12 protein-coding genes are annotated in these 14,641 nt (G+C 55.0%); 10 read left to right on the top strand and 2 right to left on the bottom strand.

The features are described 5' to 3' along the window. Positions 1 to 157 precede the first annotated feature (157 nt). The gene (locus JF44_RS0104405; RefSeq protein ID WP_033067927.1) at positions 158 to 949 is read left to right on the top strand and encodes a sterol desaturase family protein; all 792 of its coding nucleotides are present in this window, start codon (positions 158 to 160) and stop codon (positions 947 to 949) included. A 13-nt stretch (positions 950 to 962) separates the two neighbouring features. On the opposite strand, the gene JF44_RS0104400 is transcribed toward JF44_RS0104405, so the two are convergent. Next, a complete protein-coding gene (locus JF44_RS0104400; RefSeq protein WP_033067751.1) occupies positions 963 to 1,754 on the bottom strand; it encodes a class I SAM-dependent methyltransferase in 792 nt (263 codons plus the stop codon). 235 nt (positions 1,755 to 1,989) lie between these two features. Here JF44_RS0104400 and JF44_RS0104395 point away from each other — a divergent pair, with 235 nt between their 5' ends. The 9 genes from JF44_RS0104395 to JF44_RS0104355 all read left to right on the top strand — a co-directional run bounded on the left by JF44_RS0104395 (position 1,990) and on the right by JF44_RS0104355 (position 13,201). Then, positions 1,990 to 2,427, top strand: a complete 438-nt coding sequence (locus tag JF44_RS0104395; RefSeq protein WP_033067926.1) for a MaoC family dehydratase — start codon at positions 1,990 to 1,992, stop codon at positions 2,425 to 2,427. A gap of 134 nt (positions 2,428 to 2,561) precedes the next feature. Further along, on the top strand, positions 2,562 to 3,518 hold the full coding sequence (locus tag JF44_RS0104390; RefSeq protein WP_033067925.1) for a bifunctional riboflavin kinase/FAD synthetase: 957 nt from the start codon (positions 2,562 to 2,564) through the stop codon (positions 3,516 to 3,518). 107 nt (positions 3,519 to 3,625) lie between these two features. Then, positions 3,626 to 6,463 (top strand): isoleucine--tRNA ligase, encoded by a 2,838-nt coding sequence (gene ileS, locus JF44_RS0104385; RefSeq protein WP_033067750.1) that lies wholly within the window; start codon positions 3,626 to 3,628, stop codon positions 6,461 to 6,463. A 65-nt stretch (positions 6,464 to 6,528) separates the two neighbouring features. Continuing rightward, positions 6,529 to 6,999 (top strand): signal peptidase II, encoded by a 471-nt coding sequence (lspA, locus tag JF44_RS0104380; RefSeq protein ID WP_033067924.1) that lies wholly within the window; start codon positions 6,529 to 6,531, stop codon positions 6,997 to 6,999. A gap of 53 nt (positions 7,000 to 7,052) precedes the next feature. Continuing rightward, positions 7,053 to 7,634: a DUF3035 domain-containing protein gene (locus JF44_RS0104375; protein ID WP_052065458.1), complete on the top strand. Its 582-nt coding sequence runs from the start codon at positions 7,053 to 7,055 to the stop codon at positions 7,632 to 7,634. A gap of 185 nt (positions 7,635 to 7,819) precedes the next feature. After that, complete coding sequence (locus JF44_RS0104370; RefSeq protein ID WP_033067749.1) at positions 7,820 to 9,244, top strand: M16 family metallopeptidase; 1,425 nt, start codon at positions 7,820 to 7,822, stop codon at positions 9,242 to 9,244. Between the two features lies 1 nt (position 9,245). Then, positions 9,246 to 10,577, top strand: coding sequence for a M16 family metallopeptidase (locus JF44_RS0104365; protein ID WP_033067748.1), 1,332 nt, complete (start codon positions 9,246 to 9,248; stop codon positions 10,575 to 10,577). A gap of 108 nt (positions 10,578 to 10,685) precedes the next feature. Next, positions 10,686 to 12,641, top strand: coding sequence for a DNA mismatch repair endonuclease MutL (gene mutL / locus JF44_RS0104360; RefSeq protein ID WP_033067747.1), 1,956 nt, complete (start codon positions 10,686 to 10,688; stop codon positions 12,639 to 12,641). 14 nt (positions 12,642 to 12,655) lie between these two features. Further along, positions 12,656 to 13,201 carry a GNAT family N-acetyltransferase gene (locus JF44_RS0104355; protein ID WP_033067746.1) on the top strand — a complete coding sequence of 182 codons (546 nt, stop codon included), beginning with the start codon at positions 12,656 to 12,658 and terminating at the stop codon, positions 13,199 to 13,201. Here the strand turns inward: JF44_RS0104355 and JF44_RS19840 are convergent. Next, positions 13,185 to 14,606 carry a pentapeptide repeat-containing protein gene (locus tag JF44_RS19840; protein WP_052065441.1) on the bottom strand — a complete coding sequence of 474 codons (1,422 nt, stop codon included), beginning with the start codon at positions 14,604 to 14,606 and terminating at the stop codon, positions 13,185 to 13,187. The two genes, JF44_RS0104355 and JF44_RS19840, sit on opposite strands and share 17 nt — an antisense overlap. Positions 14,607 to 14,641 lie beyond the last annotated feature (35 nt).

Below are 14,641 nucleotides of genomic sequence, written 5' to 3'. Positions count from 1 at the left end.
ACTGGCCAAGATACGTGCTTTGGCGACAACAACTCCCTACTTAACATAAAGGTGATGAAGCTGCGACGCGCAAGATGTTGTTTGTATGTAGTGTTATCCGCTATCACTTCAGAGCGGCATGAATGCTGTTAATCACATCGTTCAAGGCAGGGCTGATATGGATCAGAACGGATTACTGCGACTGGGAATCTTTGCCGCCATTTTGGCGGTGATGGCCCTGTGGGAGGCGGTTTCCCCCTATCGGCCAAAGGAAGTCGTGCGTCGCCCGATGCGCTGGTTGACCAATTTTGGTTTGCTGCTGGTAAGTGCGGGACTTGCGCGTTTCACTGTCGGCGCTGCCATGATTGCAACGGCGATCTGGGCGCAGGAAAACAGTGCGGGGATAAATAACCTGATCGGAATGCCTGCTGTTTTGGGCGGGCTGGTCACGATTGTCGTTCTTGATTGTGCGGTCTATTGGCAGCATCGGTTGACCCATATCGTCCCGCTGTTCTGGCGGTTTCATCGCGTGCATCATTGTGATGTTGAATTTGATGTCTCGACTGCTGTGCGCTTTCACCCGTTCGAAATCGTGGCGTCTGCGCTTTATAAATCATTCTTTGTTCTGCTGATCGGGGCGGATCCCTGGGCGGTGGTGATTTATGAAAGCATGCTGAGCGGCTTTGCCCTGTTTAACCACGGCAATGTGCATTTACCCAAAAGCCTTGATCGTAGTTTACGTTTTCTGATCGTGACGCCCGATATGCACCGTGTGCATCATTCAAGCGACATGACCGAAACCAACAGCAACTATGGCAACATCCTGTCCATCTGGGATCGCCTGTTTGTCAGTTATATTGATCATACCAAGACCAATGATCACGACATGCAAATCGGGTTGGAAGAGTTCCGCGACAAAAACAGCCAAAGCCTGCTTGGCGTATTATGGCTGCCGTTCCGCCAACCCTGAATGGCTGCCGATCTTACGTCGGAACCACACCGCGCACGGCCATGGCTGATGCGACAAATGATCGCCGTCCGTCGGTCTTCCCGCCAAGATACGCCAGGCGGGTTGCCTGCTGAATGTCGTAGGCCATTTCGGCATACTGCCGGTTAAAAAAGCTGCGGATCAGGCTGTGAGAACCCATCAGGGACTGCCAGTAGTCATCGAAGTCAATGAAATCCATGCGTACTGCGATGGTTGTCGTATCTATTTCCTGCAATCCGGTATCGGACCATAAATCATAAAGACCATCTTCATCCTTAAAGGGAACGTCGAAAATCTCGCTGCGCAGTTTCTCGCCTTCGATGCCCGCCAGAACCGCGGCCGCATCAAGGAACAGGCGTATAAAGGTTAGCCCGCCAGAACGATCCCAAACAGACCCTGCGATCTGTCCGTTGGGCTTTGTAACGCGCATCATTTCACCTGTGACCTTCGCCGGGTTCTCAACATCATTAAGCAGGAGCTGCGAGAAGGCACTGTCAAAACTGTTCGCCTCAAACGGCAGGTTTTCCGCATCACCGGCTTTAAGTTCGATATTTGGCGCTTCGTCGCGAAGCGTATCGGTCAGGTAATCGGGGATCAGGTCGATGCCGACAATGCGGGCATCTGGATACCGGTTGGCGGCTGCAAGTGTCAGGCTGCCGGTTCCGCAGCCCACATCGACGAACGCCCCGCAGGATGGGGCTGCGGCAAAATCAAGAAAACTGCGTGACAGGCGGCGGCTCCAACGACCCATGGCAATCTCATAGGTGTCGGCAATGGTATTGTTCATGGGGCGTTTCCTACTGCATTCGTCTTTTGGTTTTTGTGCTCTCTTAAGGGGCAAGTCCCTGATATGTCCTTGTTTCCAAGAATTTCAACCGGCTGACAATTGGCCATTCGACGAAATATGCATTGCCCATTTCCAAAATTGCGCAACAATATTACAAATATTGCATTGCAAAATAATCATAAGCGCGAACAGTGCGATGCAAATCGCAGCGCAACAGGATAAGGGGTCGAAGGAAATGAACGAACGTGATGGGCTTCAGGGGCTTTTTCTTGAAGATCTGGAAATTGGTCTGACGGCAAGCTATGGCAAGACCGTGACCGAAACCGACATCGTGATGTTTGCCGGAATTACGGGTGACAACAACCCGGTGCACCTCAATGAGGAATTTGCCAAAACCACCATGTTCGCCGGGCGCATCGCCCATGGCATGCTTTCTGCCGGTTTTATTTCCACCGTGCTGGGGACCCGACTGCCGGGGCCGGGGACGATTTATCTGTCCCAGAACCTGCAATTCAAGGCCCCGGTTCGCATTGGCGATACCGTGACAGCAAGGGTCGTCGTGCGTGAAATCATGCCGGCGAAAAAACGCGCCATTCTGGAAACCAACTGCTATGTCGGGGACCTGTGCGTAATCGCTGGCGAGTCGACAGTCATGGTGCCAAGTCGCGCCTGATTAGGCCAGCAGTGCTTTTTTGACGGAAAAGTCTTTACGCTTTGGGTTCGCGCCCTATATAGCTGCCTGCTGGATTTGCCGATATGGGGTCGGCCAACACGGATGAGTTAAGCAGCAAAGAGAGACCGGCGCGAATGCGCGTTTTTCGATCTTTTGAGAACCTGACCGATGATGCGCGCGGTGCCGTTGTGGCGATCGGCAATTTTGATGGACTGCATCTGGGGCATCAGACGCTTCTCGATCAGGCGCGCGCGATTGCCCGTGATCTTGGTGTTCCGCTTGCGATCCTGACCTTTGAACCCCATCCGCGCATGCTGTTTCGTGCCGATGATCCGCCATTTCGTCTGACTTCGGCCGAGGACCGCCAAACCGCTGCGGGCAGTATCGATATCGATCTGTTCTATGAAGTCGAATTCAATCGCGATTTCGCCGCCATGACTGCCGAAGAATTCATTGAGCGGGTTCTGGTCACGGGCCTTGGGGCCCGGCATGTCGTGGTTGGCTGGGATTTCTGTTTTGGCAAGGGGCGGGCAGGTAATGTTGATTTGCTGCGCGCGATTGGTGAAAAATCCGGTTTTGGTGTCACGGCGGTGCGTGCTGTGACCCACGACAACGGTGTTATCTATTCCTCAACCGCGATCCGCCAAGCCCTGCGTGAGGGCCGACCAGAAGATGCCTGCCATCTTTTGGGGCGCCCTTGGGAAATTGCCGGGACAGTCGCCCATGGTGATGCCCGTGGGCGGACGATTGGCTTCCCGACGGCCAATGTTGCCCTGGGCAACCATTTGCGTCCGAAATTTGGCGTGTATGCCATCGAGCTTGGCCTGATTTCGAAAGAAGATGACCATACCGTCGAATGTTGGGTGCCCGGAGTCGCCAACATTGGTGTCCGGCCAAGCTTTGGCGGCGATGATGAAGCCGGCCTTGAAGCGCACCTGTTTGACTTCGATCAGGACATCTATGACCGCCGTGTTCGTGTGCGCCTGCACGGCTTTATCCGCGGGGAACAGAAGTTCGACGGGCTTGATGCCTTAAAAGCCCAGATCGCTGCGGATGTGATCGCTGCCAAGGATATTCTCGGCAAGATTTGAATTTGTTGACGAACCCGCTATGATCCGCGCGCTTTTCGCAAGATCAGCTCACAAGATCACTGGGGGTTCGCCCTTTTATATTTGTTCAAGACGACAGGACCGTCACGATGAGTGTCGAATACAAGAAGACCGTTATCCTGCCCAAGACCGATTTCCCGATGCGGGCGGGTTTGCCAAAGATGGAGCCCAAGCTGCTTGAGCAGTGGAAAGACGAGGACCTCTACGGCAAAATTCGCGGTATTTCGGCAGATCGTGAAATGTTTGTCCTGCATGATGGCCCGCCCTATGCGAACGGTCATCTGCATATCGGTCACGCACTGAACAAAATCCTGAAAGACGTCATCACCCGTTCACAGCAGATGCTGGGCAAGAACGCTGTTTACGTTCCGGGTTGGGATTGCCACGGCCTTCCGATTGAATGGAAGATCGAAGAACAATACCGCGCAAAAGGCAAAAACAAGGACGATGTTCCGATTGCCGAATTCCGCAAGGAGTGCCGCGAGTTTGCCCAGAAATGGCTTGATATCCAGCGCGAGGAATTCAAACGTCTTGGCGTGATGGGCGACTGGGACAATCCCTATGTCACCATGGATTTCAAGGCAGAAGCTTCGATCGCGCGTGAACTTGGCAAGTTCCTGATGAACGGTTCGCTCTATATGGGCTCCAAACCGGTCATGTGGTCGGTGGTGGAAAAAACCGCCTTGGCTGAGGCCGAAGTCGAATATCACGACCATACGTCCAAAACGATCTATGTCCGTTTCCCGGTTACCGACACCAAGGTTGATCTGCTCAAAGATGCGACCATCGTCATCTGGACCACGACCCCTTGGACCATTCCGGGCAACCGTGCGATTTCGTATGGCGAAGAGATTGAATATTCTGTCATCGAAGTCACTGAAACCGCCGAGGAAGCCTGGTCGAAGGTCGGCGAGAAAATGGCTGTTTGTACCGATCTTCTTGAAGACCTGTGCAAAAACGGTCGCGTGACCGGCCACAAGGTTCTTGGAACCTTCACGGGGGCCGAGCTTGAAGGCACGCTTGCTGCCCATCCGTTCCGCGGTCAGGGCTATGACTTTGACGTGCCGCTTTTGGCGGCTGACTATGTCACGACCGATACCGGTACCGGCTTTGTCCATACCGCACCGACCCACGGCCCGGACGATTACCAGACCGGTCTGAAATATGGTCTGGAAGTTCCGGAAATGGTTGATGGCGACGGTGCCTATTATCAGACCGTACCGCTGTTTGCCGGTGAACGCATCTATGATGAAAACGGCAAGGAAGCCGGGGCCAACGAAGCGGTCATTGCCAAACTGATCGAAGTTGGCGCGCTACTGTCGCGTGGGCGTCTCAAGCACTCCTATCCGTGTTCCTGGCGTTCCAAGGCACCGGTGATCTATCGCACCACGCCGCAGTGGTTCATCTCCATGCAGGACAATGACCTGCGTGAAAAGGCGCTTAAGGCGATTGATGAAACCCGCTTTGTCCCGGATGCCGGTCGTAACCGCCTGCATTCCATGATCGCCAACCGTCCGGACTGGTGCGTATCGCGCCAGCGTGCATGGGGTGTACCGATCACGGTATTCATCGAAAAAAGCACCCGTCAGCCGCTGCGTGATCAGGAAGTCCTTGATCGTGTTTACGAAGCCTTCTGCGAAGAAGGGGCCGATGCATGGTTCACCCGCGATGTGCAGTATTTCCTTGGCGACAAATACAACGCCGATGATTTCGAACAGGTCACCGACGTTCTGGACGTCTGGTTTGATTCCGGTTCGACCCACGCCTTCGTGCTTGAAGAACGTCAGGACCTGAAATGGCCGGCCGATCTTTATCTTGAAGGATCAGACCAGCATCGTGGCTGGTTCCACAGCTCGCTTCTGGAATCCTGTGGTACCCGTGGACGCGCACCTTATGAAGCGGTTCTGACCCATGGCTTTGTGCTTGATGGCGATGGTCGCAAGATGTCCAAATCCTTGGGCAACGTGATTGCGCCAAACGATGTCATCAACAAGCTGGGTGCTGACATTCTGCGTCTTTGGGTGGTGAGTTCGGATTATCATGATGATCTGCGCATCAGCCATGAAATCATTCAGCGCCATTCCGACATCTATCGTCGTCTGCGCAATACCCTGCGTTTCCTGCTTGGCAATCTTGCCGATTTCAGCGATGCCGAAAAAGTTGCTGATAATGAACTGCCGGAACTTGAACGCTGGGTTCTGCATCGTCTGAGCCATCTTGACGATATGGTGCGTAAAACGACCGCAGATTACGACTTCCACAGCATGTTCATCGAACTGCATAACTTCTGTGCACTCGACATGTCGGCCTTCTATCTCGATATCCGCAAGGACGCGCTGTATTGCGACGCACCAAGCAGCCTGCGTCGCAGGGCAGCACGCACTGTGATGGATCGCGTGTTTGATTGCCTTGTGCGCTGGTTGGCACCTGTTCTGTGCTTTACCGCTGATGAAGCATGGCGTGCGCGTTATGGTGCGGAAAGCTCGGTCCATTCTGAAACCTTCAACACGGTTTCGGATGGCTGGAAAGACGAAGCACTGGCAACCAAGTGGGCCAAGATCCGCAAGCTGCGTCGCGTTGTGACCGGTGCGCTGGAACTTGAACGTGCGGAAAAACGCATTGGCGCAAGCCTTGATGCCGCGCCAAAGGTTTATGCTGATGCCGAGTATGTTCAGGCGCTTGAGGGCCTTAATCTTGCCGAAATCGCCATTACATCTGACATCGAACTGATCACGGGTGACGCGCCAGCTGGTGCCTATACCCTTGATGATGTTGCAGGTGTCGGTGTTGTGCCGGGATTGGCAGAGGGTGCCAAATGTGAACGTTGCTGGCAGACCTTGCCAGAAGTCGGCGATCACGCGGAACACAAAACCGTTTGTAACCGCTGTGCTGATGCTGTCGATGAAATGGGAATTGCCGCCGAATAAAGGTGGCACATGGGAACGCCCTGCCAGATGGCGGGGCGCATCCCGGCAAGTCGGAAAGAGTGTTGATGAAAAATCGTGCCTTTGTGTTTGGTCTGATCGTCATTGCCGTTATCTTTGGTGTCGACCAATGGACCAAGGCGCTTGCCATTGATGGTCTGTCCAACCCGTTTCGCGTGATTGAAGTCACGCCATTCCTGAATTTTGTGCTGGCTTGGAATCCGGGCGTGTCGTTTGGCCTGTTTCAGGGGCAAGCACCCTGGGTCATGATCGCCGTGACAGCCGCCATTACCATCGGGTTTGGTGTCTGGATGTGGCGAACACGTGATTCCATGCTGCGTTTTGCCCTGGCAATGATCATTGGCGGGGCGATTGGCAATCTGGTGGATCGACTTCGCCATGGCGCTGTTACTGACTTTATTGATCTTCATGTTGCCGGGTATCACTGGCCGGTATTCAACATTGCCGATAGTGCAATCACGGTTGGTGCTGCGCTACTGTTGATCGATTCTCTTTTTGGCGGTAAAAAATCTACCTGATGAATTTTCTCCGGGTCGAAACACCCGGTGGCAGAGTGGTAATGAGGCACGAAATGGCCCGGAAACTGACGACCAATATTTTCAGAATTGCATTGCTGGGCGGACTTGCGCTTGGTGTTTCCGGTTGTGAATCAACGCGTGAAACCTTTGGCCTGAACAAACAGGCTCCCGATGAGTTCGCGGTTGTCTCGCGTGCACCGCTAAGCCTGCCGCCTGATTTTACGCTGCGTGTTCCCGAACCGGGGGCCGCGCGCCCGCAGACCGGGTCAACGACGGATCAGGCACGCCGTATTCTGGTGGGTGAAGACCCCAATGGCGTCAAACGCGACATTACCGAAGGTCAGCGCAGCAAGGGACAAGTGGCCCTTTTGTCGGCATCCGGTGCGCAATATGCCGATCCGAAAATTCGCAACACGGTGGATCGTGAAACCTCGATCTTTATTTCCGAAAGCGAAAGCTTCGTCGATGATCTGTTGTTCTGGCAGCAAAACCCGGACTTCGGGTCGGTGGTTAATCCATCTGCCGAAGCCAAACGCATCCGCGACCAGCAGGCATTGGGCGACAGCGTTTCCGGTGGTGAAAACACCCCTGTGATCGAACGGAAGCAAAAAGGCTGGCTGGAAGATATTTTCTAAGCCAACCCCGTCACGACGATTATGTGAATGAATTTGGACCTTGAGGCAAGGGCGCGATGGTTTCGCGCCCTTGTTCTGTCATATTCGGTTCTTAAGAAATTCCAACCGATGCTGATGCACTGTTGCTGTGCGCATCGATGCAATCTGTTTGCACCACCATGCCTGAATTGGAATGGGACGCCATAATGAGAATTCCTGAAAATTTCCGATCAAAAATTCGCAGCCGGTTGGCTGTGACCCTGCTGGCAGCAATGACCATCGCGCTTGCCCCCGGTGTTTTGAACGCAGCTGTTTTCAATCCGCAAACAGCAACGCTTGAAAACGGCATGCAGGTCGTGCTGGTGGAAAATCACCGTGCACCGGTCGTCACCCATATGGTCTGGTACAAGGTCGGCTCTGCTGATGAACCCGAAGGCGTTTCGGGCATCGCCCATTTTCTTGAACATTTGATGTTCAAAGGCACTGACAAAATTGCGCCGGGTGATTTTTCAAAAATCGTTGCGCGCAACGGCGGAAATGACAACGCTTTTACCAGTTGGGATTATACCGGATACTTCCAGAACATCGCACGCGATCGGCTTGATCTTGTGATGGAAATGGAAGCGGATCGGATGACCAACCTTCAGCTTTCAGATGATGTCGTTCTGCCCGAACGTGATGTGATCATCGAAGAACGCCGGTCGCGCCTTGATAACAGCCCGGGCGCGCTTCTGGGCGAACAGATGCGCGCATCGCTTTTCATGGCCCATCCGTATGGTCGTTCGATCATCGGCTGGCTTAATGAGATGGAACAACTTTCAACCGAAGACGCGCTTGAATTCTATCGCGATTGGTATGCGCCCAATAACGCCATTCTGGTGGTCGCAGGCGACATCACGATGGATGAACTGTTGCCGATGGCGGAAAAATACTATGGCGTCATTCCGCGCGGCAAGGACATGACCCGCAAGCGGGTCAAAGAGCCGGTTCAGCACGCCCCGCGCAAGGTCACCATGCATGATCCCCGCGTTGGGCAGGCATCCTGGTCGCGCTATTATCTGGCACCATCCTATAATACCGAGCGCGCCGCTGATGCCGTAGCACTTGATGTGCTAAGTGAAATCATCGGATCTGGCACCACCAGCCGCTTCTTCAAGTCGCTTGTGGTTGATCAGGAAATCGCATCAAGTGTTGGCACGTTCTATAACCCGGTTGCGGTCGATTTGGCCAATTTCGGGGTCTATGCCGTGCCGCGTGGTGATGTCGATCTGGCCGATCTTGAACAGGCTGTTGATGGCGAAATTGCCAAGGTCATTAACGATGGCGTGACGCAAGATGAACTGGATCGGGCCAAACAAAAGCTTCTTGATAGTGCGGTCTTTGCCCGGGATTCTCTTTCTGCCGGGGCGCGTGTGCTCGGCCAGTCACTTGCGGTCGGGCTTAGCGTCGATCAGGTCGAAAGCTGGCCGGAGCGGGTCGAAGCGGTCACGATTGATCAGGTCAATGAAGCCGCCAAACGCGTGTTCGATGATAAAAAATCGGTCACCGGATGGTTGATGCCGTCCAAGGACGGGCCGATAACGGGCGGTGGTGCGGCCTTGCCGATCACCTCTGGCGAAGGAGTGCATTGATATGAACAAACTCATCAAACAGATCACCGCATGTGCCTTTGCCTCAGTCCTGAGCTTTGGTCTGACGGCCAGGGCCCAGGCGGTCGAAGTTCAGGAGGTTGTCTCTGACGGGGGCATTCGTGCCTGGTTGATTGAAGATCACATGAACCCGCTGATGACGATGGATATCGCCTTTACCGGTGCCGGGGCTGCGACCGATCCTGAAGGCAAGCTTGGTCTTGCCAATATGGTATCCGGTCTGATTGACGAGGGCGCTGGCGAAATGGACAGCCAGACCTTCCGCGGCGAGATGGAAAACCGGTCGATCAGCTTGTCCTTTGATGCCGGTCGCGATGACTTTTCGGGCTCGCTGACCACGCTTACCCGTGAACGTGAAACTGCAATTGATTTGTTGCGTCTGGCCCTATCCGAACCGCGCTTTGATGCGGAGGCGGTCGAGCGCATCCGTGCACAGATCGTATCGGGGCTTAAACATGCTGAAAATGACCCGCGTGATATCGCCAGCCGGACCTTCTTTAAATCAATCTTTGGCGACCATCCCTATGCCCGACCGGTATCAGGTAACTTTGAAACCGTGGCAAATCTGAACGCCAACGATTTTCGCGATTTTGTTCGTCGTGCCTTTGCCAAGGACAATCTGATTGTCGGCGTGGCAGGGGACATCACCGCCGAAGAACTTGGCCCTCTGCTTGATGAGGCCTTTGGCAGTCTGCCCGATAACAGCGACCTGCCAGAAGTCTCTGACGTGACCCCGCAGTTCGGCGCCATTGATGTGGTGCAGCAGGATATCCCGCAAAGTCAGGCGATCTGGGGCCAGAAAGGCATCAAACGCAAGGACCCGGATTTCTATGCCGCCTATGTGATGAACTACATCCTTGGCGGCGGCGGGTTCTCGTCGCGCCTGACCGAGGAAGTCCGTGAAAAGCGTGGGCTTGCCTATGGTGTCTACAGCTACCTTGCCGATCTTGATCACGCCGAAATGATGATGGGCGGGGTAGCCACGCGTAATGACGCGATTGGCCAAAGCCTGTCTTTGATCAGCACGGAATGGAGCAAGATGAAAGAAAATGGCGTTTCTCAGGAAGAACTTGATAACGCCAAATCCTACCTGACCGGGGCCTTCCCGCTGCGCTTCACCAGCCTTGGCAATCTGTCGGGCATGCTGGTCGGCATGCAGAAAGAAGATCTTGGCATGGACTTCCTTGATCGTCGCAACGCCATGGTCGATGCGGTCAGCCTTGATGACGTCAACAGGGTGGCCGCAAGTCTGATGGACCCGGAAAATGTTACCGTCACGGTGGTGGGCAAACCAGAAGGTGATCTTGCTTTCTAGGGGCGGTTTCAAACCAATTTGATCAAAGCGCGGTGAAAGAGATTTCGCCGCGCTTTGTGCTTTGGTAGGTTCATCTCAACCAAAATAACCATCACGAGCATCGCCTTCATGACTTTACGCGTCCTGCCACAGAACCTGATCAACCAGATTGCCGCCGGTGAGGTGGTCGAACGCCCTGCGGCTGCGCTGAAGGAACTGGTGGAAAATGCGCTTGATGCCGGGGCGACGCGCGTTGATGTCAATTTGCGTGATGGTGGGCGGACGTTGCTGTCGATCACCGATGATGGCCGGGGCATGACGCCCGAGGAGCTTTCGCTTGCGGTTGAACGCCACGCAACGTCAAAGCTGCCTGATGATGATCTGTTTAACATCGGTTTTATGGGCTTTCGCGGTGAAGCCTTGCCCTCCATCGGCTCGGTGTCGCGCATGCGATTGACCAGCCGGGTGCGGGGCTCTGAAAATGCCTGGATGTTGGCGATTGAAGGCGGGGCCAAGGGCGAACCGGAACCGGCCGCCCATCCCTATGGCACGCGGGTTGAGGTGCGCGATCTTTTCTATGCCACCCCGGCGCGTTTGAAGTTCCTGAAAACCGCGCGGACCGAACAGATGTATGCGCGCGAAATCATGGACCGTCTGGCGATGGCGAGACCGGATGTCGGCTTTACCCTGACCGGGGATAACAACAAGTCGATTTTGAATTACCCGGCCTGCGAAGGTGATTTGTTTGATGCGCGCCTTAAACGCCTTGGTGCTGTGATGGGCCGGGAGTTTCAGGAAAATGCCCTTCAGATCGAAGCCGAGCGCGAAGGCATCAAGCTGACCGGTTATGCCGGGGTGCCGACATTGAACCGTGGCAATGCCCAGATGCAATTCATGTTTGTCAATGGCCGCCCGGTCAAGGATCGCCTGTTGCAGGGTGCGGTGCGGGGCGCCTATCAGGATTTTCTCGCACGCGATCGCCATCCGTTACTGGCACTGTTTTTTGAACTCACACCGCGCGATGTTGATGTCAACGTCCATCCGGGCAAGACCGAAGTCCGGTTCCGTGATCCGGGGCTGGTAAGGGGCCTGATTGTCGGGGCGCTGAAACATGCGCTGGCCGGTGCCGGGCACCGCGCCTCGACCACCGTGGCTGACATGGCATTGGGGGCGGTTCGCCGCGAAGGTGAGGGATCCTCACTTCCTTATGGTGGCGGAAACCGCACCGGGACCGGCAGCGGCTTTAACATCGGCCAGTATCAGCCAAATATTCCAAGCCACGCCGCTGTTGAACGCAATTATGCCGCCCAGGCGCCGGGCGATCCGCAGGCAGGCTATGGCGGTCTGTTTGATCGCGGGCGCGAGTTCGGCGGGACGGATGGTAGCGCTAATATCGCTGATGATGGCTTTGCCGGGGCTGCCGCAGCTGCCCTTTCGGGGGGCTATGACGCCGCCGCACCATCAGCACGCATTGATAATATCGCCGATGACGGCAAGTTCGTCGATCACCCGCTGGGTGCTGCACGTGGGCAGGTCCATGCCAATTACATCATCGCGCAAACCCGCGATGGTCTTGTGATTGTTGATCAGCACGCAGCCCACGAACGCATTGTCTATGAACGGATGAAAGCCGATCTCGCTGAAAGCGGGGTCAAGCGACAGGGATTGTTGCTGCCTGAAGTTGTCGAACTGGATGAGGCTTCCGCTGATCGCATCGGTGAACGGGCCGAGGAATTTGCCGAGCTTGGCCTTGTGATAGAGCCGTTTGGCCCCGGTGCTATCGTAGTCCGCGAAGTACCCGCCATGCTGGGGAAGGTCGATGTTGGTGCGCTTGTGCGCGACATGGCTGATGAGATCGCCGAACTGGGTCAGGGCATGGCGCTTAAGGATCGGCTGATGTATGTCTGTGCCACCATGGCGTGTCATGGATCGGTGCGATCCGGGCGCAAGTTGAATGCCGATGAAATGAATGCGCTCTTGCGCCAGATGGAAGCCACCCCGCATTCCGGGCAGTGCAACCATGGCCGCCCGACCTATGTTGAGCTGAAGCTTCACGACATCGAAAAGATGTTTGGCCGACGTTAGGGGCACAAGTTTAGATGGCCGACATCACACTGAATATCGCCAGGCCTTCTGATACAGACGCTATCAGTGCGTTGTTTGAACGCTCCTACGCCAAACTTCTGGTCAATGACTATGATCCTGAAACCCTGCGCCGGGGGATGGCATTTCTAACGAAGGCCAATCTTGACCTTCTGGCATCGGGAACCTATTATCTGGCAAAGACAGATCGTGGCGATGTTATCGGGGCGGGCGGTTGGACGGCAGCACGCCCCGGAAGCAACAAGGGCGATGTTCAAGATGGTCTTGCCCATGTGCGCCATTTTGCCGTCGACCCGGACCATGCCCGCAAAGGGGTTGCCAGCATGCTGTTTGATCGCTGTGTTACGGATGCACAACAGGCTAACGGCGTAACACGGTTTGAATGCTATTCAACCTTGTCGGCCAGGCGGTTTTACGAATCACTCGGGTTTCGTGTCATTGGTGATTTTGCCGCCCCGTTTGCCCCTGATTTCAAATTTCCAAGTCTACATATGGTCTGTGACCTTAGTACACTTTCTTCGGCACCTAATCGCGAAGCTTGATGTTGCGGGGCAGGCGCGTGTTGGCATTGACGCGGGCGCGCTGGATTTGCTCGGCAAAAAGGCCACGGGTGCCGCTCAGGTCTGTATCGCGAAAGTCCGTTCCTGCAAGGTTGGTGCCGCTCAGGTCGCAATTCACCATCCGCAATCCACTGAAGTTGGCGTTTGACAGGTCAGACCCCAAGAATACTGTATTGCGGATCACCGCCTTGTTAAAACGCGCCCCCGAAAGGCGGCTTGCCGCCAGATTGGCGTTATCAAGATTGCTTTCAACAAAGTCCGCCGCGACCAGGTTGCAACGACGCAAAACCGCATTCTTGCAATTCGCACGTTGGAAACTGGCAAAGGGCAGGCCACAGCGGCTAAGATCAATGCCCTCGAGTTCGGCGTCGCGCAGATCGGCATGTTCGATCGACATTACCGCGCCTTCCTTACCACCGGTATCAACCCAAAGCTTGTGCCCGACCAAGGCTTCCTGAAGATCAATCTCGACGAGTTCTTCCTCATCGACGGTAACGTCCTCTTGCGGTTCGGTTTCTGCTGTCGCGGTTTCATCATTCTCGGTTGCCTGCACAGCAGATGATGGGCCAAGGACCTCACGTGCGGACTGGACCGCTGCGATATTTTGCGCGCCGGTGCGTTTGTCCTTTGTGCTTGGCGCTCCGACCAGTTCGTTGTCATCAAACGTTTGTCCCGCGCCGTTCAGGCGGGGCCTGGTATCGGCAAGGTCAAGATTGGCAGTCGGCTTGCGCGATGCGACCGACTTTGTCTTGGTGGCGGCCGGTTGTTTGACTGTTTCGAACGTTGTGGCAGCGGGCACAACTGTGGACGGATCGGAAAGCGTTACTGACGCATTGGCTTCGGTTTTCTCTGGTTCAATTTTCTCTGGCGTAGGTGTGGCGTCTTGCGCGCCCCCGGCAATTCGGGCTTCTTGCGGGGTCATTTTGGCAAGGTCTTGTGGGCGGGCAGGGCCAAAGTAATTTTCTTCAAGTACAAAACGGCGCGGCTTTTTAAGGACCATCTCGATGATTTTGGTCAGGCGCTTGGGATCAACAGGTTGGCGAAAAACACCTTCGATCCCGGCATTGACGGCATCGCGCATGCCGCGGCGATCAAGTTTCGGGGCCCCCAGCAGGATCGGGACGTTGCGCCCGAAGGGATTGGCGTCTGTGGCACTTTCGCGGATTCCCTTAATGGTGGAAATACCGCGCATGCCGTCAAGATAAAGGCCAATCAAAACGATGTCGGGTTTAAGGTCGGCGATCATTGCAATGGTGCGTTCACGATCATCGCAATGAACAAAACTGCCAAAGCCAAGCGGCTTTACAGCTTCGCGGGCCGCATTGGTATTCCGTTCGCTGTAATCGGCATACAGGATCGTCTTTTTCTTGTTGTCATGGCTTGCCATGATCGGCGATGTCCCCTTTGCTCAGCTTACCGTTC

It is taken from the genome of Thalassospira australica (assembly GCF_000763295.1).
Taxonomy (GTDB): Bacteria; Pseudomonadota; Alphaproteobacteria; order Rhodospirillales; family Thalassospiraceae; genus Thalassospira; species Thalassospira australica.
Note: the sequence above shows the minus strand (reverse complement) of the source record. Positions and strands in the feature narration are given on the sequence as shown.

What these genes read in the sequence shown, in the direction of transcription:
- JF44_RS0104405 (WP_033067927.1), top strand. Translation starts at nt 158, where the DNA reads ATGGATCAGAACGGATTACTGCGACTGGGAATCTTTGCCGCCATTTTG.
- JF44_RS0104400 (WP_033067751.1), bottom strand. Translation starts at nt 1,754, where the DNA reads ATGAACAATACCATTGCCGACACCTATGAGATTGCCATGGGTCGTTGG.
- JF44_RS0104395 (WP_033067926.1), top strand. Translation starts at nt 1,990, where the DNA reads ATGAACGAACGTGATGGGCTTCAGGGGCTTTTTCTTGAAGATCTGGAA.
- JF44_RS0104390 (WP_033067925.1), top strand. Translation starts at nt 2,562, where the DNA reads ATGCGCGTTTTTCGATCTTTTGAGAACCTGACCGATGATGCGCGCGGT.
- ileS (WP_033067750.1), top strand. Translation starts at nt 3,626, where the DNA reads ATGAGTGTCGAATACAAGAAGACCGTTATCCTGCCCAAGACCGATTTC.
- lspA (WP_033067924.1), top strand. Translation starts at nt 6,529, where the DNA reads ATGAAAAATCGTGCCTTTGTGTTTGGTCTGATCGTCATTGCCGTTATC.
- JF44_RS0104375 (WP_052065458.1), top strand. Translation starts at nt 7,053, where the DNA reads ATGGCCCGGAAACTGACGACCAATATTTTCAGAATTGCATTGCTGGGC.
- JF44_RS0104370 (WP_033067749.1), top strand. Translation starts at nt 7,820, where the DNA reads ATGAGAATTCCTGAAAATTTCCGATCAAAAATTCGCAGCCGGTTGGCT.
- JF44_RS0104365 (WP_033067748.1), top strand. Translation starts at nt 9,246, where the DNA reads ATGAACAAACTCATCAAACAGATCACCGCATGTGCCTTTGCCTCAGTC.
- mutL (WP_033067747.1), top strand. Translation starts at nt 10,686, where the DNA reads ATGACTTTACGCGTCCTGCCACAGAACCTGATCAACCAGATTGCCGCC.
- JF44_RS0104355 (WP_033067746.1), top strand. Translation starts at nt 12,656, where the DNA reads ATGGCCGACATCACACTGAATATCGCCAGGCCTTCTGATACAGACGCT.
- JF44_RS19840 (WP_052065441.1), bottom strand. Translation starts at nt 14,606, where the DNA reads ATGGCAAGCCATGACAACAAGAAAAAGACGATCCTGTATGCCGATTAC.